24 protein-coding genes are annotated in these 23059 nt (G+C 63.6%); 5 read left to right on the plus strand and 19 right to left on the minus strand.

Annotated features, from left to right (window positions below; translation table 11 throughout):
* The first annotated feature begins 25 nt into the window (after positions 1-25).
* The gene (locus ACFWO8_RS17370; protein WP_378951508.1) at positions 26-988 is read left to right on the plus strand and encodes an alpha/beta hydrolase; all 963 of its coding nucleotides are present in this window, start codon (positions 26-28) and stop codon (positions 986-988) included.
* Positions 989-1060: 72 nt separating this feature from the next.
* Here ACFWO8_RS17370 and ACFWO8_RS17375 read toward each other — a convergent pair whose 3' ends face one another.
* On the minus strand, positions 1061-1750 hold the full coding sequence (locus ACFWO8_RS17375) for a PadR family transcriptional regulator (protein WP_378951511.1): 690 nt from the start codon (positions 1748-1750) through the stop codon (positions 1061-1063).
* 129 nt (positions 1751-1879) lie between these two features.
* On the opposite strand from ACFWO8_RS17375, the gene ACFWO8_RS17380 reads away from it, so the two are divergent.
* Positions 1880-2386: a flavin reductase family protein gene (locus ACFWO8_RS17380; protein WP_378627718.1), complete on the plus strand. Its 507-nt coding sequence runs from the start codon at positions 1880-1882 to the stop codon at positions 2384-2386.
* A 46-nt stretch (positions 2387-2432) separates the two neighbouring features.
* Here ACFWO8_RS17380 and ACFWO8_RS17385 read toward each other — a convergent pair whose 3' ends face one another.
* The 18 genes from ACFWO8_RS17385 to ACFWO8_RS17470 all read right to left on the minus strand — a co-directional run bounded on the left by ACFWO8_RS17385 (position 2433) and on the right by ACFWO8_RS17470 (position 20141).
* Positions 2433-4064: a flavin-containing monooxygenase gene (locus ACFWO8_RS17385; protein WP_378951514.1), complete on the minus strand. Its 1632-nt coding sequence runs from the start codon at positions 4062-4064 to the stop codon at positions 2433-2435.
* A 199-nt stretch (positions 4065-4263) separates the two neighbouring features.
* Entirely contained in the window at positions 4264-4896 is a 633-nt protein-coding gene (locus tag ACFWO8_RS17390; RefSeq protein ID WP_378951517.1) for a hypothetical protein, read from the minus strand.
* Positions 4896-6173, minus strand: coding sequence for a hypothetical protein (locus ACFWO8_RS17395; protein ID WP_378951520.1), 1278 nt, complete (start codon positions 6171-6173; stop codon positions 4896-4898). The genes ACFWO8_RS17390 and ACFWO8_RS17395 overlap by 1 nt, the downstream gene beginning before the upstream one ends.
* A gap of 32 nt (positions 6174-6205) precedes the next feature.
* Positions 6206-7252 carry a hypothetical protein gene (locus ACFWO8_RS17400; protein WP_378951523.1) on the minus strand — a complete coding sequence of 349 codons (1047 nt, stop codon included), beginning with the start codon at positions 7250-7252 and terminating at the stop codon, positions 6206-6208.
* Positions 7249-8379 (minus strand): hypothetical protein, encoded by a 1131-nt coding sequence (locus ACFWO8_RS17405; RefSeq protein WP_378951526.1) that lies wholly within the window; start codon positions 8377-8379, stop codon positions 7249-7251. The genes ACFWO8_RS17400 and ACFWO8_RS17405 overlap by 4 nt, the downstream gene beginning before the upstream one ends.
* Positions 8380-8389: 10 nt before the next feature.
* A complete protein-coding gene (locus ACFWO8_RS17410; protein WP_378951529.1) occupies positions 8390-9427 on the minus strand; it encodes a hypothetical protein in 1038 nt (345 codons plus the stop codon).
* Positions 9428-9450: 23 nt separating this feature from the next.
* On the minus strand, positions 9451-11025 hold the full coding sequence (locus tag ACFWO8_RS17415; RefSeq protein WP_378951532.1) for a phage tail protein: 1575 nt from the start codon (positions 11023-11025) through the stop codon (positions 9451-9453).
* Positions 11026-11066: 41 nt separating this feature from the next.
* Positions 11067-11846 carry a phage tail protein gene (locus ACFWO8_RS17420; RefSeq protein ID WP_378951535.1) on the minus strand — a complete coding sequence of 260 codons (780 nt, stop codon included), beginning with the start codon at positions 11844-11846 and terminating at the stop codon, positions 11067-11069.
* A 104-nt stretch (positions 11847-11950) separates the two neighbouring features.
* Positions 11951-13075, minus strand: a complete 1125-nt coding sequence (locus ACFWO8_RS17425) for a hypothetical protein (RefSeq protein WP_378951538.1) — start codon at positions 13073-13075, stop codon at positions 11951-11953.
* Positions 13075-13491, minus strand: coding sequence for a DUF5361 domain-containing protein (locus tag ACFWO8_RS17430; protein ID WP_378951541.1), 417 nt, complete (start codon positions 13489-13491; stop codon positions 13075-13077). The genes ACFWO8_RS17425 and ACFWO8_RS17430 overlap by 1 nt, the downstream gene beginning before the upstream one ends.
* Positions 13452-13742 (minus strand): hypothetical protein, encoded by a 291-nt coding sequence (locus ACFWO8_RS17435; protein ID WP_378951544.1) that lies wholly within the window; start codon positions 13740-13742, stop codon positions 13452-13454. Before ACFWO8_RS17435 ends, ACFWO8_RS17430 begins: the two co-directional genes overlap by 40 nt.
* A 112-nt stretch (positions 13743-13854) precedes the next feature.
* The gene (locus ACFWO8_RS17440; RefSeq protein WP_378951547.1) at positions 13855-14442 is read right to left on the minus strand and encodes a hypothetical protein; all 588 of its coding nucleotides are present in this window, start codon (positions 14440-14442) and stop codon (positions 13855-13857) included.
* Positions 14443-14519: 77 nt separating this feature from the next.
* Complete coding sequence (locus ACFWO8_RS17445; protein WP_378951550.1) at positions 14520-14735, minus strand: hypothetical protein; 216 nt, start codon at positions 14733-14735, stop codon at positions 14520-14522.
* Positions 14736-15547: 812 nt separating this feature from the next.
* Positions 15548-15721 (minus strand): hypothetical protein, encoded by a 174-nt coding sequence (locus ACFWO8_RS17450; protein ID WP_378951553.1) that lies wholly within the window; start codon positions 15719-15721, stop codon positions 15548-15550.
* 88 nt (positions 15722-15809) lie between these two features.
* Positions 15810-16280 carry a hypothetical protein gene (locus tag ACFWO8_RS17455; protein ID WP_378951556.1) on the minus strand — a complete coding sequence of 157 codons (471 nt, stop codon included), beginning with the start codon at positions 16278-16280 and terminating at the stop codon, positions 15810-15812.
* A 6-nt stretch (positions 16281-16286) separates the two neighbouring features.
* Positions 16287-18140, minus strand: coding sequence for a hypothetical protein (locus tag ACFWO8_RS17460; RefSeq protein ID WP_378951559.1), 1854 nt, complete (start codon positions 18138-18140; stop codon positions 16287-16289).
* Between the two features lie 104 nt (positions 18141-18244).
* The gene (locus ACFWO8_RS17465) at positions 18245-18850 is read right to left on the minus strand and encodes a hypothetical protein (RefSeq protein ID WP_378951563.1); all 606 of its coding nucleotides are present in this window, start codon (positions 18848-18850) and stop codon (positions 18245-18247) included.
* A 412-nt stretch (positions 18851-19262) separates the two neighbouring features.
* The gene (locus ACFWO8_RS17470) at positions 19263-20141 is read right to left on the minus strand and encodes a hypothetical protein (protein ID WP_378951566.1); all 879 of its coding nucleotides are present in this window, start codon (positions 20139-20141) and stop codon (positions 19263-19265) included.
* Positions 20142-20383: 242 nt separating this feature from the next.
* Here ACFWO8_RS17470 and ACFWO8_RS17475 point away from each other — a divergent pair, with 242 nt between their 5' ends.
* The 3 genes from ACFWO8_RS17475 to ACFWO8_RS17485 all read left to right on the plus strand — a co-directional run bounded on the left by ACFWO8_RS17475 (position 20384) and on the right by ACFWO8_RS17485 (position 23055).
* Positions 20384-20668: a helix-turn-helix domain-containing protein gene (locus tag ACFWO8_RS17475; RefSeq protein ID WP_378951569.1), complete on the plus strand. Its 285-nt coding sequence runs from the start codon at positions 20384-20386 to the stop codon at positions 20666-20668.
* A 375-nt stretch (positions 20669-21043) separates the two neighbouring features.
* Positions 21044-22579: an FAD-binding protein gene (locus tag ACFWO8_RS17480; protein ID WP_378951572.1), complete on the plus strand. Its 1536-nt coding sequence runs from the start codon at positions 21044-21046 to the stop codon at positions 22577-22579.
* 104 nt (positions 22580-22683) lie between these two features.
* Entirely contained in the window at positions 22684-23055 is a 372-nt protein-coding gene (locus ACFWO8_RS17485) for a nuclear transport factor 2 family protein (RefSeq protein ID WP_378951575.1), read from the plus strand.
* Positions 23056-23059 lie beyond the last annotated feature (4 nt).

A 23059-nucleotide genomic window follows, 5' to 3' on the forward strand; every position in this document is an offset into this window, starting at 1 on the left:
CCGTCGCCGAATCCCAGGAGGACCAGTGACTGTGCGGACTTTCCCGACCACCGGGCCGGGTGCGGTTCCTGATCCGGAAGTCGCGGCCATGCTCGGCACGCTCGACGCCGGATTCCCCGATGTCGCCACGATGGCAGCGGCCGACGTGCGTGCGGCGATCCGCGCCAGACGCGCTCCGCTGCAACGACTTCCCAAGATGCGGGTAGCGCGCGACATCACGATCGACGGACCCGGCGGCCCGCTGCCGCTGCGCGTGTTCGGGCCCGAGCACGACGGCGGCGCGCTGCCGGTGATCGTGTTCGCGCACGGCGGCGGTTTCGTCTTCTGCGATCTCGACAGCCACGACGAGTTATGCCGCTCGATGGCGGCGGGGGTCGGCGCGGTGGTGATCTCGGTCGACTATCGGCTCGCGCCGGAGCATCCCGGCCCCGCGGCCCATGACGACATGCTCGCGGCGCTGCGGTGGGCCGCGGCGAACGCCGGTGTCTACGGCGGTGATCCGTCGAGGATCGCGCTGGCCGGTGACAGCGCGGGCGGCAATCTCGCGGCCACCGTGGCCATCGCGGCCAGGGACGATGGCGGTCCGCGAGTCGCCGCGCAGATCCTGATCTATCCGGTGATCGACGACGATTTCGAGACCGAGTCCTACCGGCGGTTCGGCACCGGCCACTACAACACGACCAGCGCCATGCGGTGGTACTGGCAGAACTACGCCCCCAACGGCACCGACGACGTGCGTCTGGTGCCGACCAGGGCGGACTCGCTCGCCGGTCTACCGCCCGCGGTGGTGATCACCGCCGAACTGGACCCGCCGTGCTCGGCCGGGGACGCCTACGCCCAGCGGCTGACAGGCGACGGTGTCGCGGTCCGGCATCGCCGCTACACCGGGCTGTTCCACGGATTCCTCAGCATCCCGTCGCTGTCCGCCACCGCTGCCGCGCGAACGCAGATCTGGGCGATGGTGCGCGACGTGCTCGGTCCGGCGTAGAGAAGTTCGTTCCCGGGCCTCATCTACGGAACAGACTGCGCGACAGCATGATTGCCGACGGCCTGGGCGGAACTAGTCGGCCGGGCCGTCCGGCACACCCTCTTCTTCGCGCACGCGCTGCTCGATCTCGCGCCAGCGCCCCGGCGTCGGATGGGGGTACTCGGCGCGGTCGTCGTGCTCGGCGCCTGCCAGTACGGTGGCTGCGCTATCGATGTCGTCGATCAGCTGCTGGGCGAGGTCGCGTTCGGTGGCGTAGTGACGCTGGGACCATTGCAGCACGAGCTGCGAATAAGCCCAGCCCGGCTCGGATTTCGCCGCTTCTGCGTCGACCGCGGCGCGTTGCGCGAGCTCGTCGACGTCGGCGATGTGGTCGCGCAGGATCTGCTTGAGGCGATCAGGGGAACCGAGGTGTCCGAACATGACCCGCACCAGCACATGGTGTTTGAGCACCGACGGATCCACCGGGGCCTTGTTCCACCACGTGGTCACCGCCGCCCGCCCGTCCGTGGTGATCTGGTAGAGCCGCCTGGCGCGCATCGCATTGTCGGGGTCGAGGCGCGAAGTCGCGAAGCCGTACTGCTCGAGCTTCTTCAGTTCGGCGTAGATCTGGCTGTAGGACGGGGTCCAGTAGATGTAGCGCAGACTCCAGTCCGCCCACTTCTTCAGGTCGTAGCCCGAGATCTCCTCCTCGAAGGAGAGCATGGCGAGCACCGCCCAACTGGTCGGCGGCAGATTGGGCACGTCGGAGTCGCTGGTCGCCATCGCAGCATGCTAGCAATCGGTCTTGCCGGAATTCGCCCCTCGACAACCACTGACCGGGAGGCGGTCTTGAGCCGCTCCCCCCTCTTCCCGGATTCTGGGCGGTATCGAATTCCGTTCGGAAGGACATCTATGAATGCGGACAACGTCGTCGTCGACGCAGGTATCCCAGCCCCCGCGGACTTGCGCAGAGTGCTCGGCCACTTCGCGACCGGTGTCGCGGTGATCGCCGCCCACGACGGGACGCGACCGCTCGGTTTCACCTGTCAGTCGGTGGTGTCGGTGTCGCTGGATCCGCCGTATGTGTCGTTCTGCCCGGCCAAGAGCTCGACGAGCTGGCCGCTGCTGCGCGCGGCGGGCGCCCTGTGCATCAACATCCTGGCGCAGGAGCAGAGTGCGCTGTGCCGCCAGTTCGCGGTGAGCGGTGCCGACAAGTTCGCCGGTGTCGAGTGGGACAGGGCGGGCAACGGCGCGCCCGCGCTGGCCGGGGCGCTGGCCCAGATCGAGGTGACGGTGGAGCTCGAGCACGATGCGGGCGACCACACCGTGGTGCTCGCCCGCATCGGTGACCTGCGGGCCACCGAGGGCGCCGAGCCGCTGCTGTTCTACAAGGGCGGGTTCGGCGGCTTCACGGCCTGATCCGACGACGGGGTGGCCCACTGCGGACCACCCCGTCGTCGTCTTCTCATGCCTCGATGACGTCGAAGCCCTTGTACCCGGCGGCCGCGACCTCGGCGATGATCTCACCGTAAGCACCGAACCCGCCGACGAAGGGCATGAACACCCGCGGCCTGCCCTCGATGTTCGCGCCCAGATACCACGAATTCGCCTGTGTCATCAACGTTCCCGCGGCTCGGTTGACGCATTCGCGCACCCACTCCGACACCGCGTCCGGCCGTGCCTCGAGCGCCACCGCTGCTCTGTCGTCGAGGAAGCCGATGGCCTCGGCCACCCAGTCGACGTGCAGTTCCGAGTGCAGCACCATATTGGCCAGCACCGACGGACTGCCGGGACCGGTAAGGTTGAACAGGTTCGGAAAACCTGTCATCCCCAGTCCCAGATAGGTTTTCGGCCCTTCCCGCCACGCCTGGTTGAGCGTCTCACCGCCCCGGCCGACGATGTTCATCCGCGACACCGAGCCGGTCATCGCGTCGAATCCGGTCGCGAGCACGAGGGTATCGAGGGGGTAGTGCGCGTCGGTGGTGTGTACGCCCTCGGCATCGATGCGGGTGATCGGTGTCGCCTTCAGGTCGACGAGGTCGACATTGTCGCGGTTGAAGGTCTGGTAGTAGTTCGTGTCGGTGCAGATCCGTTTGGTGCCGATGGGGTGGTCGTGCGGAACGAGCAGATCGGCGACGCGCGGGTCCTCGATCACGGCCCGCACCTTCTCCTCCCAGAATTCGCGGGCGGTGTCATTGGCGGCGAGGGTCGTGAGCTGGTCGGGGAAGGTCTTGCTGAACAGCACACCGCCCAGCGCCCAGCGCTTCTCGTAGGCATCCCGGCGTTCCCGCTCACTCACCGCGACCGCGGAATCCGGATGTGCCTGGTGCGGCGAACCACCACCGCTGGCCATCGACAGCCGCCTGCGCTCGGGATAGTTCGCCTTCTGCGCCGCTCGGTCCTGTTCGGTCAGTGGCGTATTGCCCGCGGGCACACTGAAATTGGCGGTGCGCTGGAACACGTGTAGCTGCTCGGCCTGTTCGGCAACGCACGGGATCGTCTGGATGCCGGAGGATCCGGTGCCGATCACGCCGACCCGGCGGCCGGTGAGATCGACCCCCTCGTGCGGCCAGTGCGAGGTGTGCAGGATCTGCCCGGCGAAGGTGCCGAGACCGTCGATGGCCGGGGTGTTCGCGTTCGACAGCGGGCCGGTGGCCAGCACGACGAACCGCGCCGAGACCGCGCGGCCGGTGCCGGTGCCGACCTGCCAGCGCAGGGTCTGCTCGTCGAGCACGATATCGGTGACACGAGTATTGAATTCGATGTCGCGACGCAGGTCGTAGCGATCGGCGACGTGCTCGAGGTAGGCCAGGATCTCGGGCTGGGTGGCGTATTTCTCGCTCCAGTCCCATTCCTGTTGCAGCGCGTCGTCGAAGGAGTACGAGTAGTCCACGCTCTCGACATCGCAGCGCGCGCCCGGGTACCGGTTCCAGTACCAGACGCCGCCCACGCCGTCGCCGGCTTCGAACACCCGCACGGTGAGGCCGCTGCCGCGGAAGCGGTGCAGCGCGTAGAGGCCGGCGATGCCCGCACCGACGACGACCACGTCGACGTCGGCCGGGCCTTTCGCTGGTGCCGATGGGGTCTCGGGGTTCACAGTGCCTACCTTTCGATGGAGACCGGTTTCTCTGCCGCGACGCTATGGACGCGCACGCCGTTCGAGCAGGTCCCCTTCCCGCTGACCGGCACACTGAGGCCAAACGGACTACCAGGTGGTCACAGACACACAGGGGCTCGCGCGCCAGTGCCGACCGACGACAGCACCGACCATCGGACGTGAGCGGCAACACCCTGGTTCAGAGGTCCCGAGCCCTGATTTCATCGACACACCACGAGAATCGAAACCCGCTGATCCCGTAGGTCTGTTTGTTGACAGCGACCCCCCACCGCCGGGATTCCGAGCCGACCGGAACGTCACCCGCTAGATCGATCCACTCCACCAGTAGCGTCTCGCCCTCCCCCGCAACCACACTCATCGTGTACCGGTGCCCGACCGCGCGGCAGACGAACGTGGTCCCGGCAGGCGTCGGGGTAACGACCGGATCCACGACTGGTGTACTTCCGTCGCGGGAAATCATCACTGCTCCGTCCGCAACCACGAACGCGACGTAGCGACGACTGTCCTCCGAGCATCGCAGGAAGGCGAACATGCCGATCTGCGGGTAGTGCTCATCGGTACCCCTGGCGATGGTGAACCGAACTTCTTGTGCGTCGAACGTGAATGGATCCACCCATATACCGCCGTACAGACCGGCCGATGACGATAGCCCGCCCTGCGGCGGTTGGGCGATAGCCTGACGAATGGACGGCAATCCCTTCGACAGGCTGTGGCCGGTCCAGGCGATCCAGTTCGGTCCGACGGCCGAGCGATCGAACGTGTCGGTCACGTCGATTCCCGTCCACAGCGCACTGACGACAACCAATGGCATCAGCTCGTCACCCCTCTCAGGCTCGCTTGCAGACCTCGGCCGGCCGGATTGTCCGGTGTCGCGATGACCACCGTGAGCCGATCCCCGACCGCGAGGACCCACGTTCCGGCGATGGTGGTGTCAGTGGCATGGTTTGCGGCGGTGATCGTCGCGGCAGTACCCGCAATCACCGTCCCGTTCCGGCGAAGTTCCACCACCAAATTTCCGGTGCCTGCCGTTTCGCCGCGATAGGTGATCGATGTGACGGTGATGGCACGTTCGATGCGCAGACCTTCGGGAACCACATTTCCGGGACCTGCCGCACGGGTGCCGGAGTGTGACTTGTACGCGATGTCGTAGGCCTGCCCGGCGGCGGTAGGTGGTCTGGCGTCGACCAACCGTGGGTCGGTGTCGGCGATCGTCGCGATCGCCGTGCGGGCCGCCTCGGTGTCGGCTGCGGTGAGTACCGATCGGCCTACTGCGGTCGAGTCTGCGATCTGCACGGCCGGATGGGTGTGTGGAGTTGGTGTTCGAGCGTCGCTGAGCCGCGGATCGTTGCCTGCCACGGCGGTGGACGGGGTAGACCCGATGGTTGGAGGAAAGGTTGCCGGTTTGTCGCCGATCCCGGCCCAGTCCGTTGCGCCGCGGATCACGATGCCCTGCCCGTCGGGTGTCCAACCACCGGCTGCGCCATGGTAGATGTAAAGCAGCCCATCAGCTTTCACGATATACTGGAAGCCTTCGGTCGGTGTCACCGGCAACTGCGTATAGGTCTCGACCTGTCCGTCGATGCGCAAACCTTCGCCGCGAGGACCGACAACGACGGCGTTGCCTGCCGACGCCGGCACCGGCGACACCAGCGTCAGGTCGATCAGCCCCGCTGACCCGACATCAGGATCATTCGGGTCAGGGCCTGGTACGTAGGCTGGGACGTGAAAATTGTATGGTGCCAGCTGGATTCGATCGCCGTCGTAGTCGAGTTCGAACGAGACCCGCCATGTCCAGTCGCTCGGGTTCGTATCGGCGTTCGGTGCGACCAACCGCACACCGCGACGGCCCCGCCAGGTGAGATATCCGAACTCGTCGAGCTGGCATTCGTAATGTTTGGGCAGCTGCACATAGGTTGCCGGATGAGGTTGCGCACCAGCGACGAGGACCTTGGGCGCATCGGCGGTGAAGGTGACGGTCCCGCTCAACGGTGAGAATTCGGGTAGGTCGTCGATGTCGGGCCCGTCTATCGTGTTGGCGAGGAAACGCCCGACGACTTTTCCGTACTCGAGTGGGGGCAGATCGGCCATGGATCCATACCTTTCGACAAGCAATCGCGCGATTAGACGGGCTGCGCGCGCACGATGATCTGGGCGTTGTTGGTGGCGACCGTGTACCGCGCGGTGCCGACGATTCGCCGCACCAGGATGTACAACACGATCGTCCGATTCGCTGGCACGACACCGACTGTCGAATCGGGGCTGATCGGGTACTGGAACTCCGAGGCGACCAGGCCGCTGCCGATTCCGGGAATGGTGGTGCCGTGACCACGTGCGACCAGTTCACCGTCGACGCCGTCGATACGAACCTCGATATTGCATTTGGATTCGCCCCGCGCGCCCTCCGTGGTGACCGCGAGATAACCGGACACGAGCGGCCGCCACGACATCGGCTGACCTGGAATCGTCATGGACGCCAGCACTTTGACCTGATCGCTCAGATGCGAGCCTCCGACCATCTGCCCCTGCCCGATAGCCCATGGACCGGCAAGACGAGGACCTGGGCGAGGTACGAACTTGTCGAGTGCAGCGTCCCAGGCGAGCACGTAGTCCTGGCCGAGTGGGCGTGTCGAGTCGACGAGAACGTCCGCAGCATCCTGGATCCGACCGGCCACACCGAGGTCACCGGGATCACCAGTTTCCCCCCGAGGGAAGGTGATTTCCACTCGTTGTCCGGGTGCGGCACCGGTGACTTGTGCGGCGGCCGACGAGCTCGTCGGACCGGCGACCCCAGATCCGGTCAACCGGTTCGGCGGTCCTTTGTGTCCCGGGTTTGCGAACGCGTTGGCGAAGCCGATGAATTCGAGTCCGGTCCAGACGTAGACGGCGTCTTCCGCGACCACTCGCCAGGCTTTGCGGGCATCGGAGGTGGTGAGGCCGAGTGCCCGCAAGGCGGCGGGATCGGCGATGTCGCCCTGCCACAGCCATGGCCATGCCGCTTCGCCTTCTTCGCCGGGGGGACCCGCTGGGCCCTCCCGCAATTCGACGAGTGCCTCGCGATCGACCAGTTCCATCGGGTTGACCGTGTACGGGAGGCCGATCGAGTCGCCGACGCCACGCATCGTGACCAGGATGTCGGCGGTGAACGCGGGTGGTCGAGGATCGGTCATTGTGGCTCCTCTGTCCCTGCGGTGATGATCAGCGCCGGGTCGAGCGCGGGCGCGTTCGGCAGATCAACCGGCCGAGCCCAGCAGCTGATCTGAGCGCCGGGCAGGTAGTAGTTGTAGTTCGAGCTGCCCGCGTTGCGTCTGAGGACGACTACCAGCACCGCGGCCTGGCCGGCAGGTATGACGCCCACCGAATCGGTTGGTGTGCACCGGGTTCCGAAGTAGGGCATCAGATCACAGTGTCCGTCGATCCCCGCGGGCAGACCGGACCCCTGCGCGACGATCTGCCCGCTGTCAGATCCGATCCGGACCTCGGCGTCGATACGCGTGACATAGGTCGTAGCGCCTTCGGTGGTTTGCACGAGAACGCCGCCGGCAACAATCGGCGACCAATCCGTGTCCTGCGCTGGAATAGTCAGCCTGGCAACCGTATTCGGCGATGTTCCGATGTTCGCTTGCGAAGCTGAGAATCCAGCGCCACCGTCCCAGGCACGGCCCTCCATGATCGACCATGGTCCCCGCAACCCTGGATACGGTCGCGAGGTCCATTTGTTGACTGTCTGGTCCCACACCGGCACCGCTCCCTCGACCAGTGGTAGGTCGAGGTAGTCGGGCGCTTCGCGGATCGGCCCGGGACCGCCTGGTTCACCTTTTCGGCCCTTCACTCCTCGGGGCACTGTCAGGTCGAGAATGAGATCAGGTGGCACGCCGGTGATCGTCGCCTGCAGCTCGGAACCGACCGGTCCGGTCTCGACGTTGCCGAGGCGAACAGTGCAGGGTCCACCATCGGGTCCAGCGGCACCGAACGCGTCGGTGAACGTATCGAAACTCGAGCCGTTCCAGTACACCAACGTGTTCGCCGACAACACTCGCCAGGCCTTGCCGGCCTGTCCTGGGCCCAGTCCGGCAGACAGCGCCGACAGCGCGGATTGATCGGCGATATCGCCTTCCCAGCGAAACGCCCGGCCTGGTTCTCCCGGCAGGCCGGCAGTGCCCGGTATGCCGGTCATCAATTCGAGCGAGCCGTCGGCTGGGGTGGCATGTAGAGACTGGACGACACCGGTGGCGCCGACACCTTCATCGATTCCCCGAATTAGCGCCGTGTCGAAATACTTTCCTACAGTGGACATGTCACCTCCATCAGATGGGCTGGGCGTAGACGACCAGCGATGCCCGCGCCCGCTTGTAGCCGATCGTCGCGGTCCCGTTTCCGACCCGCTCGACTGCCACCAGCAGGTCCACCGATTGGCCAGCCGGGATCGTCGCGTAGGTCGAGGTGGGCGACAGCGTGACCGTGGATTGCTCGTCGCGAAAGGTCGACACGATCGGCATGTAGAGGTAGACCCCTGCCGATCCGACCGCACTCGCGACAACCTGTCCCTGTGAGTGGTGCATCCTCACGACCGCCTGGGAGTACTGAGAACCGCTGTTCGCGGAGAAGGTCGACAGGTGTCCCTGCACAACAGGTCGCCAAATGAATGGCTGAGGGGGAATCGTGAACGTCGCCGCGATGATCTGAGCGGCCGTGGACTCCTGGTCTGCGGCGAAGTCGCCCTCGACCCATGACCAAGGACCGGCTCCCATCGGGGCGGGCATGGCACGGAATTTGCCGCCGGCACGGGAAAATCCGAAAACACCGCCGTGCGATGGACCCGATGCAGTGTCGAAGTCGGGTGACTCCGAAATTGCGCCGGACGTGCCCGGGAGCCCTTTGGGCCCTTGAAGGCCCGCGGGCACTGTCACTTCGAGCTGCTGTTCGGCACCCGCGCCGATGAAATCAACCGCTGCGGTGGTCAAGTTCTCGCTGTACACCGTGCGGATGCTGGTGATCGTGTTGGCGTCGGCGACCGGGCCATGTGGGCCGACGGCCCCGGCCGAGTGCTTCCACTCAGTGCCGGTCCAGACGTCCATCCCGTTGTCGTCCAGCCGATGCCACCACCGTCCTCGGTCCAGCAAGCCGAGGCCAGGGGGCCGTGCCGCGACGTCGGGTATCTCGCCCATCTTCTCGAATGTGGTGTGGGGTCGGCCGCGTTGCCCCCGCTCACCGCGCGGACCAGAGGGCAGAGCCAAACCGGCCACTTCCTCCGAGACCGTCACATGCGCAGTGAGTATGGGTAGTCCGTCGACATCGGACTCTCGGTCCACAGCCACCCGTGCGGGAAAACTGATGTCCGCCATAGAATTCTCCTCTCGGGATTCGGCTAGAAGATCAGCAGATCGAGGTCCGCGCCCACGTCGGTCGACAGATCTTTGATCGAGTGCGCTACGCGGGCCAGCCGCTGCCACGCCTTGACGATCGAGTCCTCTTCATCGGTGCCGTCGCCGACCGTGATCTCCCACTGGGCGGCTGTTTGGCGGTTGTCGATGAAGGTCAGTTCGGTGACGTAGTCGGTGAATACGTATCCGCCGAGGACGAACCCGATCTGGTCACCCAGCTCGTAGTCTTTGCCCAACGTGTACGGGGCGTGGTCTTCGACGGTCACCTTGTGACTCGTGTAGCCCCGGGTGACATGCAGCCCCTGCCTGGCAGCAACCAGACCGTCGAGATTGAACGCTTTGTCGCTGCCGGTGATGTACAGCTCTCGAAAGGCATACGGTCCGGCGCGCCGGACACGGTTTGTGTCCCGGTAGACCATCCACGCCAGAAAGACGTCGTTGAGCTGACCTTGGTAGAGCGATCCCAGCCCGATCAGCGACAGCAGGTCCTTGATGACGATGTTGATGCCGGCATTCACCCAGCCTGGCGACCTGCCGCCGACGATGATGTCGGTGGCCGTTGGTTTGTGCAGCGCCACCTCTGACGGCCCGATCCCGGAGTATTCCCCTTCGAAGTACCACACCCACGGGAAGTTCCGGTGGGTGCCGAATCTGCCCGGTTGGCCGTAGATCGCCTCATATTCGGAGGTTGAATCGAAGTTCGGATACCGAATAGGTGTGGTTCCGTCGTCGGCGAATTCTTCTATCCAGGAATGGATTCCATCCAGCAAGGTGCCGGTGGGGCCGGTGACGCCGGACTTGTCCACAGTCTCGAGAACGACCGTCGGCCGGTCCAGGTAGAACCAGTCCGGTGCCGGCTGTTGGTCTTCGCCCGCTAGGAAGAACCGAGCAGTGAGGATGACGCCGGAGTCGTCCAGCATGGGTTGGAAGAGTTTGTCTGCCATGTCGAATCGCGCCGACGCGGCGCTCCATCGGCTGGTGTCGGTCAGCGGATTCACCGGTACCACCGCGATCGGGAACAGTGAGTTCCCGATATTGCGCCAGTCGCGCGATGGGTCGTCCAACGATCCGGCACCCAGTCCTTGTAGCCGGATCAGATTCGCGGTCAGGTATGTGGTGATCAGGGTGCGGACCGGCCCGAGCAGGATCATGTGTCGCGGGAACTGGACGAGGATGGGCGCGAAAGGATTTGCCCAGCAACAGATCGTTGCGATGTGGTTCCAGCAGTGGATGGCCTCGATGTCGACGGTCTCGACACCGTTCTCGTCGCGCACAATCGATGCCTTGGTGATGTAACCGTCCCAGCGGAAACTCTTGGTGTTCACCGTGATCGGGATCGTCGCGTCTTCAGCATCGGGATTGTTGAACAGATGGTCGAAGTGGACCATGTCCTTCGGGCAGATCATCTTGAGCCCGCCGGCTGCGTTGCGCGGGTAGGTGAACTCCAACGACAGGTAGCTGTGTTCCTCCCCGACCTCAACCATGTTCTTGTCCCAGTACCGAACCAAGATGTCCTGGTCACGAACCTGTGCGTGCTCTGTCTGAGTCGCCACGTCCATCCGCCGAGATTCGGTGTCCGGGTCCCATCCAGGCGCGCTCATCAAAACGGCCTCGATGATCGAGGCGTGACCGCGACGATAATGCTCGACTGCGCTGTGCCTGCATCGACCAGCACGGTGATGTCGGTGGAGCTCCACCGTGGCAGCGGCGCCAACCAGCGCCGCCCGGCCAGTTGTGCCCACACATTGCGACCGACAGGATCTGCCGACGAGTACACGCGAGCTGTTCGGCGCCGCGGATGTGTGTCGATCCGCAGTGTCTCGCCCTCCTGCAGCACGGGTGTCTGCACCAGCCGTGGCGGCTCTGCTGTGGTCAGGTCTTGGATCGACCAGCGACCTGGACCGTTCATGGTGTACCGCGGCCAGGCAGGCTGATCCGCCGCGTTCCGGGCGCGCACTATCCCTTGTCCGGAGCCGGACGTGTTGTTCCACACCGCGATTTCGTCGAACTGGTGCTCCAGCGGATCCATCGCCGTCGCCGACATCTTGTAGGCGATGCGAGCGTTGAGTGCCGGATCGACGTCACCGATCGGCTGAGGTGCGGACTCGAGCTGCGCCTGCTGAAATCGCCAGCCTTGATGGCGGGTGAAGTATCCGACTGTTACCGGTAGGTCGGTGGACCAGCCCCGGAACCACGCGTCGTGTACGGCGTGGAAGTCTCGGATCGGTTCGGAGCAGCCGTCTTTCGCGGAGATGAGTACCAGGAAGTCCCAGTCCTTCTTCGACCGGACGGACCGCAGGAAAGTCGCGCCATCCTGCCTGGCACCTTCGGAAATCAGCAGCTGTGTCGGCGCGAACATGTGCCCGGACTGATTCGACAACCGAACGCCTTCACGCCCGGCGTTCGCTCCGGACAGATGCCAGACTCGCCCGTTCACGTCCCACACAACAAGTTTCGTCGCGTGTCTTTCCAGAAGTTGGTGCATTATCGACCGAGCCCTCCCCCGCGTTGCTGTGCCAGCACACGGCGTCGACGCACCCGTTCGACCGCAATCGCGGCACTCTTCGGGTCCATTCCGTTGAAGTTGTAGATATCGCCTCGCGCGGTCCGCCCGCCGGGGCTGTTGGCCAGATCGACCAACCCGAAACCGCTTCCGATCACTTCTTTCGCTGTTTGACCGGCGTAGTCGACGGCCTGTTCGATCGGCTTCATCACGATCTGGGCCGCCTGCGACCCCAACAGCGACCCCACGATCGGCGCGAGCGGTCCCGCTGGTCCCAACGCGGGCGCCAACGCAGCTCCCAGTGCGGTCCCGATATCACCGCCCGCCTTCTGCGCCAGTCCCGCAATGCCGCCATTGATACCGCCGAGAAGACCGGCCCCGCGCATCGATCCGAAATCCGGACCCACGGAACCGGGACCACCGAAGGACGTAGCGATCCCGCCCAACCAGGAACCAGCGAGGACACCCATCTTCTCGCCGAGGTCAGGTCCGGATCCACCAGCAGGACCTAGTACTGGTCCGATAGCCGCGCCGATATCGCGCCCCAACGCACCACCTGCCGTTGTGACGCTGCTCGCCAAATCCTCACCGCCAACGACACCTGGCAGTTCGAGCGTTCTCGCAGGCGACGTCGGGCCCGATCCACTGCCGGTGTATCCCAGCAGCGCATTTTTGAACAGACCCGCGGTGCTCGATGATGCCGCCGCAGCTGCCGGTAAGGCACCGAGCGAGCCCGAGCTTTGCTGACCCGTGCCCGAGGTGAGGGCCGAGCTTAACCCGACTCCCGCCTGGTCGCCGACATTCAGTGCAGCGTTGCCGACCAGGTTCAATACGCCGGCGACCTGGCCGAGTACATCGAGCGCATCGCGAAATGCCGCCACCAAGACTGCCGTGCCGAACGACTGGTCAACAATCGAGTTCGGTAGCGACCACGCCTCGGGGGCGCCCGTTGCCGCCGGATCCGATTCTGGTCCCTGCCATGGTGTTCCGCTGGTCGGTGGACCGACCAGACCGGAATCGAGGCGCCCGTTGTTCATCGCCGCCAGAAGTTCTGGCCAGCTCATCGCTGCCAGCCGCTCGCGGCCGGCATCCATGTCGTCTGCCACTATCCGCTCCAATCGAGAAATTCATTCATCCGATCGATACTCACGGCGGTCCCGATCCTCTCGCGACCGGATTTCACTCCTGGTCGGGGGACGGGATCTGGTCGTCCGCGTCCGTGTCGAGCGTCCTCGGTTTTCGCCCACACCAGCCACCGCAGCGAGTCCACCATGTCCGCGAGTAGGTGCTGGTTCAGTTGCCAATGCTGTCCGCTCGGGTCCAGCGCACGCGACAACGCGGAGCCGCTGGGCAGCCACTTGATGATCGCCCTGAGGTCCCGCCAGCTGAGAACGTCGGATCCCAGGTGGCGCAGCCGTAGTCCGTGGGCGATAATGTCGTACTCGATTGCCTCGCCATGCTCTTCGACCAGAGCATCGAGGCTCAGGATTCCCCCAGGCTGACCCCTGAATGGACGCGCCACGCTTCGAGTAAAGTCCGGTACTCGTCGGGATCCATGTCATCCACCGCCGCAAGAGCTTCCGCCGACAGCGACAACTCGAGCAATGTATACATCGCGTCGACCTCACCCATCCGGCGGATTCGTCGAACCAACCCGGGCTTGAGGTAGGACAGCGACGGTAGCTGAACGTCCACCCCACCGACCCGGTAGATGAAGTCGTCCTTGATACTGATCTGCTCGCCGAGCCTCGTCGGCGTTTTCGGAATAGTCATGCTGCACAGACCCTTTCAGAGAGATGGAACAGGTTTGGACCTCAAAGATGGGGCCCAGCGGCGGCGGGCGGGCCTGCGCAATAGGGTGGACCCGCCGCCGACTGGGGGCTTATCAAGCGGCCGGGATGCCGTCGTCGAGGTAGCGGTAGGCCTTCACGCCGACGTCGTCTTTGAACGCCTCGACGGTCACTGTGAAGCCGACGAGATCCCGGGCGACGAACTTGTTCTCGGTGATCGAGGAGATCTTGGCGTTGGGCAACACGATCCGCAGCTTCTTCTCCTCGGTCTTCATGTCGAATACCCATGACCGGTGTGGGAGGACCGAACCGGTCTCTTCGACGGTGACGAGTGTCCCGGTGGATGCCGTCGGCGCGGTGATGGTGAGGTTCTCGTGTCCGAAAACCTCACCGAGAACGTCCTTGTCCCACACCGCGTAGAGGGTGAGGCCGAATCGTACGGAGTGCTCGGTCTGCAACTGGGCGATGATGTCGGCGTTCCAGTCCTTCACCGACTGGACTCGCCGTTCCCCCTTGGACTCGATGCCGTCTTCGGAGACATACCCCAGCGCTGTGAACCCTGGATCGATGGTCGTCGATGCCGAGGCTGGCAGCAGTGTGCCGAGCGGACCGGACAAGACGCCGCCGGTCACGGCGATATTGGGAGTGCCCGCACCGATGTACTTGCTGGTTGGCAGAGCCATGTGAATATTCCCTTCGGGGTGTTTGCGCAGGCCCGGGGGAATTTCGAGTATTCAGTTATGCTGCTCCCGTTAGGGAGTCATGCAAGGACGGTGCCTCGCACATACAGGTCGGCGAGCAGCACATACCTCGGTGCCGCTGTCGCCGGATCGGATTCGTTCTCCACGCCGGCGTCGTCGATGTGGTCGCACCACACCGGGCCGATGTAACCGGGCGCGGCCGCCGTCAGAATCGAGCGCACGACAGCGAGAAGCTCGGCGGCGGTACCTGCGGCGTCGCTGCACTCGAAGCGCACTCGTGGACGATCGAGGATCAATCTCGTGCCGCGCCGCCCAAAACGGTCTTCCTTGTCCTGGCGACGTTCCCGATCGTCTCGAACAACCCGAACCATCCGAGGCGGAGCCGGATCAGGAACCTGCGTAACGACTTTCGCTGGATCGGAAGCGGCAGCCAACTCGACCGTCAAATGATCGACAAGACTTCTCTCGACATCCGCGAAAACTATTCTTTCGAGCATCGCCTTCTCCTTCGCTAATATTCACAGATGAAAATTTAGTGACACCAATAGTCAGCGAAATGCTCCGCAGACGACGACCAGCCTCCGAGCGTCGAGTAGCGAGTCAACCTCGGCTCTATATCGCCCGTTGGCGCCGCTTCTATCGACTTGATCGCGCACGACCAAGGACGGCATAAGAAACCCTTTGACTAACCCTCAGATTCTCATGATTCGACGCGTTGCACAGGGCTGGAATTGAGTTCGTCAACCGCTAAAACTGGTCAACAGCCTCCCGCAAGAGCAGATCGCCGCCTCCAGGTCGGGTGCCGATCATTCCGCTCCGTCGATCGCCGTTCTCATTAACCGTTGCGCAAAGATCAACGCCTCCCGAAGTGTCGCGAAGACGTGGTCATAACCGGAACAAAATCCCTACTCGAAATACACAGACACTCCCCATTCGTTCCATTTGAATGCCCCCTCGATCATGCCGAAATGCTCACCAGATAGCAAATCAACCATTATCACTCCCGAGGGAAACTCTCGAATAGTCACCGATATCGGCTCTTCAAAATAGCTACGAATCTCAGTTTCAACTTCTTTTGTGTAGTTACTCAACGACACGCCCTTTTCGCTAATACACGACGGTGCCATTTTTCTTCAATATCATCAGTCGAACCATCTGCATTGATATGAATCAATGCTTGCTTCATTTCGATATCGAGTCCGCCTTCGGCATTTTGGAGGATATGACCCTCCACGGAGGGTACACCGTCCATTCGGAACATCAGCGAAATACTTCGTAGCCCACGGTCGGCCCTCTATTTGGCCATGCCCAACCACCGATCGCCTTGCGACGGCGGCTTATCATTGAGATCAGTCCTTACGAGAAACCACCCAAGGGCGCCAAACCCGCTCGTAGTCGGAGTACACGGTGACGCCTTCGGAAAAGTCGCGAATTCCACGACCGGGAAGGTATGCGGCCACAAGAAGATCTAGACCATTGGTTAGTATCAATGGAACATCCGGTCGCGCCATATTCACTGAATCGAATACTTGCCGCCCACACTCCTTCTGTGCGCGCCTCTCGGTACATCTGACCCCTAATACCACACTGTATGCGTCGATCGCTTCAGGGGTTGCCTCGACATCATCTGGATATGAATAAGAATTACGGAAGAAATCTCCAAAAACCTCGCCAAATTTGGGATCCGGCGCGAACCAAACCCGCACTCGGGCCCCATCCTCCACCTTTCCCGCATAACCACCAAGGAGTTCGCCCACAATCTCCGCCTCAAGTTCCGGAGAATTGTCAGTATAGAAGAAGACCAATTCGCTGTCCGACATGTCAACCTACTTTCCAAAGGTTATGATTGACCCATCCCCCAGGATAACATGGAGCGTGCTTGGCAGGCGTCCACCCGGTTGCCCTTTAGCCCTGGCGTAAGCCCGCTGCGCTTCCTCTCGCGTCGTTCCGACCTTCCTCCCATCAACGACCAATCCATCATTAGGGCCGAGCTGGTCAGTGTCCGTCATATTCTTCTTGAGCGCGTTGTTGCTGCCGCTATCCAACGTCTTGAAGTCGACGATCATACCCGGATCATCTGGTCCTTTTCGAATCATTGCATCCGGGTTCTTAACATCCGGTTTGACTGGACGCTGATCAATTCGCCAACCTTCAGCCTCTAAACGATCCGCGATATCGCGCTCCTTTGGCAGGAACTCACTCTTGGGATCGTGCACACCAGACTTGAAGTCGCGACCAAGGGAGCCATGATCAAAGGCCGGATCTTGTAGCTTAGGAGCTTCGGGCGGTTTCCTCTTTCCTTTCCCGAACAGCCCTCCCAGGATTTCCTTGCCCTTGGCAACCGCACCATCGACTGCCTTGCCGACGCCCTCGGCTGCCTTGCCAACAGCACCGCCGACCGAGTCAGCCAGGCCCACAATGGCTTTGCCGATTGCGGCGGGATCCTTCACCACCATCTCGGCAAGCTTCAGGATCACCTTCCCACCAACAGTGAAGATGCTCTTCACCAAGAACAGATCACTGACCGCCAACAACGAGTTGACGATCCCCCAACCCCACTGACCGTTCTGGAAGTTGTGGATCGCCGCCTTCGCTGACCCATAGACCGGAATCAGGCTCTCCACGAACGACGGCTCACCGACCCCCGATTCCTTCGACTCGGCATTCGCCGGCGGCCGATCCGCTTCGACCGGCGGCGGCTGGTCAGCCTCTTGCGGCCGTGGTTCCGGCAACGTATGCGGCGCCGAATCCTGCGGCGGCCCAAACTCATCAGGCACCGGCTGTTCCGGCGCAGCCGGAGCAGTACCGGGATCGCTCGGCGCCACCGGGAGGAGATCAGCATCTACCGGCGGTGCAGACTGCCCGCCCTCGGAACCATCGACACGATCACCAGGTGTCGCCTGCTGGGGTTGCGGGTTCGCATGCTGCAGATCCCCTGGCGCATCATCGGCGGTGCCCGGAACCGGGACCGGGTAATAGTAATGCCACCGACCGTCTGGATCGACCCAGATATAGACGTCCTTGCCGTCCTCCCAGCGAGGATGATCTCCATCCCACTCCACATCATGACCAGGAGGATTCTCGATCCACCGATCACTCGGCGGCGGACCACCCTGCCCAGAACCACCCGCGCCGTTCCCGCCACCGGGACCGGGCGCGGCTTGCGGACCTCCACCCGAGGCGCCACCACCCGGGTCCTGCTGCTCCTGATACAGCAGATAATCCAGATCCGGCCCCGCCTCCATCGGAACCGAAGGACGACTCGGGGCGATATCGCCCGGAGCGCCGTACTGCTCATCGGTGGGCGGAGCCACGATCCCGGGATCAATATTCCGCGAATCACCCGGGCCTTTCGTGCCATAACCGGCCATCTGCGCGTCATCGGACTCAGGCGGCGCCGGCCGCGGAGGAACAACCATCGCCACGGGCTGAACGACAGTTCCCGACGACAGGAACTCATCCACCATCAAACGACGATCCTGCACCCGCTCGACTATGCGAGCCGCAGATACCGGATTCATCCCACCGTATGAATAGACACCCCCGCCCCCGACCACGGAATCCGATGCCCCACCATCGAATTCGTCGACCGCGACACCACTCGCAGTCAAACGTTCCCACGCGACCGCACGCTCAGCAACCCACGACGGCACCGAGCCATCATCTGGATTAACCGCCATCAGGAGCACCCCCACATCGGACGCACAGCGCACCGAATGGGGGTGTGCTGAAGGAAATTCCAGATCATTCAGAGCAGAGAATCTTCCGCAGCCGGACCGGAATACTACTGTTCTCCGCGAGCCTGCACAATTCGGTGCCGCAACTGGTCAGCTAGGTCGGCATAGGCTTCGGTTTTCGATCGTGCTTCGCAGGCAAGTCCGCGGGGATGTGTTGCGTACCAGATGCCGTCGTCGGATTGTGCGACCTTGATGTCGGCCAGGTCGTAGTAGTCCTCCGGAGACGGAGTCGGCCATTGGCCGTCGTCGTCCTTCACAACATGCATTCCGGTGTCGAATGCCCCCGGCTGTCCGCCCGGAGTCGGTGTCCATCGAATCTCTTCGAGCTCGGGATGCAGTCGTACGCCACGCATCACGAGGTACTCGGCGATCCGTGTGGCCTGCTTGATGGTGGTGACTGTCGCTTCCGCAAGCTTGCGCCCTTCCGGGCTACGCCACTCCGGAAGGTGTAGAACCGCGAGCTCGTCCGCCAAGATCTTTGCCAATGGATCAAGGCCTGTGGGTTCGCGGGACTCAGCACCCTGTCCGGTCAGCACTTGCTGAAGAAAGTCGATGAATTCCGGCGTCACCTGCTGTCCCGTAGCCGTTTTGACGTACTCTGCTGGCTGATGAGTGCCGAAGCGTACCGATTCAACAACTTCTCTGTCAGACATGAACACCCGCCTTTGTTGAGACCGAGCCACCGTTTGGCATCTCGTGTGGGTAGGTTTCGCGGAAACTTTCGGCTGCGCGGGAAGGTGGCGTGCCTCCGCACGACATATGAAAAAGCCCAATCCCTGTAGCGGAATTGGGCTCAAGCAATATTGGGAATGTCTGGCTGGTTACACAATTAGTTTGGGGTGGAGTCGTCAGCAGCGATCCGTTGTGCCAATCGTAGCGCCGATCATCGCTCACTGCAACCAAATCCCGACATTCCTACGTTCGCGACTTCAGCCGACCTGCGACACGAAAAACCGCCACTAGCAACAGCTTTGGGCAGCGGTTGTCAGTAGCGGTTTCTGGTGCCAACGATAGCGCCGGGAGCTTGATCACGCAAGCATCAAGCCCGTTTCTACACAGAGCCCGCTACGCCTTCGGGACGCCTCCCGAAGCCAATACGAGCACGTCACCGAGGCGATACACCGCGACGTCGGCAGCACTGAGCCTGTCGTTGGTGGTTCGAATCCCGTTGGGTCCGTGGTGCTGCCAACCGCGAACCTCTAGTCGATGTTGCCGGGCCCAGCGGTACAAAGTCGACCGCGGCACCGGTGCACCGACGCCGTCCAACACGCGCAACAGATCCGCCAGCGGCCAGAGCTGATCCTCGGCCGTGGATCGCGCTATCGCCTCGATCTGTTCCACCTCGTGCCACGAATCGCAGCGCCGGCACCGCACCCGCTTGGCGATTCGTTCGGCGCGTAGGTCATGTCGGCACTGCAAGCCGTCGGCCAGAACTGTCGGGCATGGCCCCACGTAACGTTGCGCAACCGGACGATCGATCGACGAACTCAGCCGTTCAAGGGCGCCGGAGAGCTCAGCCATGAGTTGACCGGCGGAGGGGTGGCTGCGCAGCGCCATCGGCTGACATGCCATCCAGACTACGGTCTGTTCGAGTGGACTGGCCTCGGTGAGTGACAGTGCGGCCCGATCGCGTGTATCGCCGCGATTGTTGTGAACGAGCTGGATCAGCCCTGGTCTCCCGAGCGGCACAGTGGCATCCAGATACGCGGCAAGAACATTCGCCCAGGTGGCTATCACCTTCTCGACTTCGGCGAGCGCACCATCGCCGTGCATGCGGATTCCGCGCCCGGTCGCGCGAACCGGCAAGGGCACATTCGCCGATTTCCCGCCGATACGTTGCGCTTGCAAGCGATCCAGTCTCGACCGGGCGATAGTCAGGTCGGTGAGCAGACCGGGCAAGCAGAGCAGGGCTTGCACGACCGCGTCGCCGCATGTGGCGCACACCGTCAATCGATCGGGGACCGGTCGAGCACAGTGAGTACACGTGGTTGACAGGTGCTGGGCGTGGTTCGAATGAAATGCCATGGCGCAGAGATCCTCTCGACTGACAGCGTGAATCCCCCACCAGGCTAACCCCCAAATGGTCGCTCTGACACCCCGAACAGTCGCTTGCTGGTCCAGATCTGACGCAGAACCTGTGGTGGTGCGCTTGCATAGGACCGCATTCGGTCCTCAGAATGGAACACATGAATAAATCCAACGACCTGGTGAACATTCAGGTCGACGCGGCGGAAGAAGCCAAGCGAGTAAACCTCGCCCTGGCCGCCACGCTGCGAGGACTGCGCGCCAGACGCCGGATGACCCAAGAAGCCCTGGCCGATGCCGCGAACATGAACAAGAAGACGGTCCAGCGCCTCGAGGCGGGCGAGCGGGCGATGACCATCAACCAGCTCTATCGGCTCTCCCGGGCGCTAGGAGTCAAGCCCAGCGAGTTCGTCACCGACATCGAGTCCGAAATCGGCATCCAGTAGCTCCCCAGGCACTTCCCCTCGTAGACGCGCTTCGACGACGAAGGTCGCCACCGTCATCTGCCGCCAGTCGGCCGTCACCCGAATCGACGGCCACGCCAAATCTCCACCCTCATCACACAATTCGAGCCCCGCCCTTCTGGTACGAACCCTTCCGATGTTGGCGCCGCCTTCGATGGTAGGCGAGACCGTGACCAATTTCGAGGAATGTTTGCCCCGATATTGCCTGGGCCTCCGGAGTTGTTGCCAGCGGCGCCAGTGGGGACTCGAGACCCTGACCGGCACATTCGCGGATCGATGCCCTCCCGGTGATCGGGAGAACCGCCCCACGACCACCGGAGCCGGGCCTACCGTCGAGCGCAATTCGAGGAGGAAACAGTGGTGGACTGGAACGACGAGGTCGATGTGCTGGTCGCGGGGTCGGGTGGCGGCCTGGCGGGCGCTTACACCGCCGCGCGTGAGGGACTCAGCGTCGCGGTGGTCGAGGCGACCGACAAGTTCGGCGGCACGACGGCGTATTCGGGCGGCGGCGGGGTGTGGTTCCCGTGCAACCCGGTGCTGGAGCGGGCGGGCACCGACGACACCATCGACGACGCGCTGACGTACTACCGCGCCGTAGTCGGTGACCGCACCCCGGACGAGTTGCAGCAGACCTACGTCCGGCGAGGTCGCGATCTCATCGAATACCTGGAAGCCGACGACCATTTCGCGTTCACGATGCTGCCGTGGCCGGACTACTTCGGTAAGGCGCCCAAGGCCCGCCTCGACGGTCAACGCCACATCATGCCGACGCCGCTCCCGGCCGCCGAGCTGGGCCCGCTGCGCGACTCGCTGCGCGGACCCCTCGACACCGATCGGCTCGGCGCTCCCCTGCCGGATCTGCTCATCGGCGGTCAGGCGCTGATCGGGCGGATGCTGCGGGCGATCTCCAGCTACCCGCACGCGCAGCTGCACCTGGACTCGCCGCTGGTGGAACTGGTGGTCGAAGACGGCGTGGTGACCGGCGCGATCGTCGAACGCGACGGCGCCGGATTCGCGATCCGCGCGCGGCGGGGCGTGATCCTCGCGGCGGGCGGTTTCGAGCAGAACGACGAACTGCGCAAGCACTACGGTGTGCCCGGCGAGGCACGAGACACCATGGGGCCCTGGGGAAATCAAGGCAAGGCGCACATGGCGGGCATCGAGGCTGGCGCCGACACCGATCTGATGGATCAGGCGTGGTGGTCGCCCGGACTGACCCATCCCGATGGGCGTTCGGCGTTCGCGCTGTGGTTCACCGGCGGGATCTTCGTCGATCAGGACGGCCATCGCTTCGTCAACGAGTCGGCGCCCTACGACCGGCTCGGTCGCGATGTCATCCGGCAGATGCGCGAGCGTGGGCTGACCTTGCCGTTCTGGATGATCTACGACGACAAAGAAGGCGAGGTGCCGCCGATCAAGGCCACCAACGTCTCGATGGTCGAGACCGAGAAGTACGTCGAGGCGGGGCTGTGGCACACCGCCGACACCCTCGGCGAGCTGGCCGCGAAGATCGGCGTGCCCGCGGCGAATCTGGAAGCCACCGTCGAGCGGTTCAACACGATGGTCGCCGCCGGTGTCGATCCCGATTTCGGGCGCGGCGACGAGGCCTACGACCGGGCCGTCACCAACGGCGAACCGCCGCTGGTGACCATCGACAAGGGCCCGTACCACGCGGCGGCGTTCGGCATCTCCGATCTGGGCACCAAGGGCGGCCTGCGCACCGACAGCGCGGCGCGCGTGCTCGGCCGCGACGGCGAACCGATCCCCGGCCTCTACGCCGCGGGCAACACGATGGCCGCGGTAAGCGGCGAGGTGTACCCCGGCGGCGGCAATCCGATCGGCGCGTCCATGCTGTTCAGCCACCTCGCCGTCCGGCACATCCTCGGCGAATGACCCACCCATGTCCCCTCCCGCTGGTCGGGAGAGAAAGGGACACCCGGCCACCGAATGTGGTTCGGTTCACTTACTCATCCTTTCTACTTTTCAGGAGCGACACGATGGCTTCAGCGGACGACATTCGGGCGACGGTGCGCAAATACGTGGAGGCCGTCGGCAGCGGTACGGCCGCCGACGTCGTCGCCCTCTACCGCGAGGACGCGACGGTGGAGGACCCGGTCGGCAGCGAACCGTACGTCGGCCACGCCGCGATCACGAAGTTCTACGAGAACATCGAGCCGCTGGAACGTTCGACCGAGCTGTTCTCCCTCCGCGTCGCGGGTGACAGCGCCGCGTTCAGCTTCCGGGTGGTCACCAAGTTCGGTGAGCAGACCTTCACCCTCGATCCGATCGATGTCATGACTTTCGACGAGGACGCCCGCATCGTGAGCATGCGCGCGTTCTGGTCCCAGGACGACATGGTCGTCGGCTGAGACG

The organism is Nocardia sp. NPDC058480 (genome assembly GCF_042720495.1).
In the GTDB taxonomy this organism is placed as follows: Bacteria; Actinomycetota; Actinomycetes; order Mycobacteriales; family Mycobacteriaceae; genus Nocardia.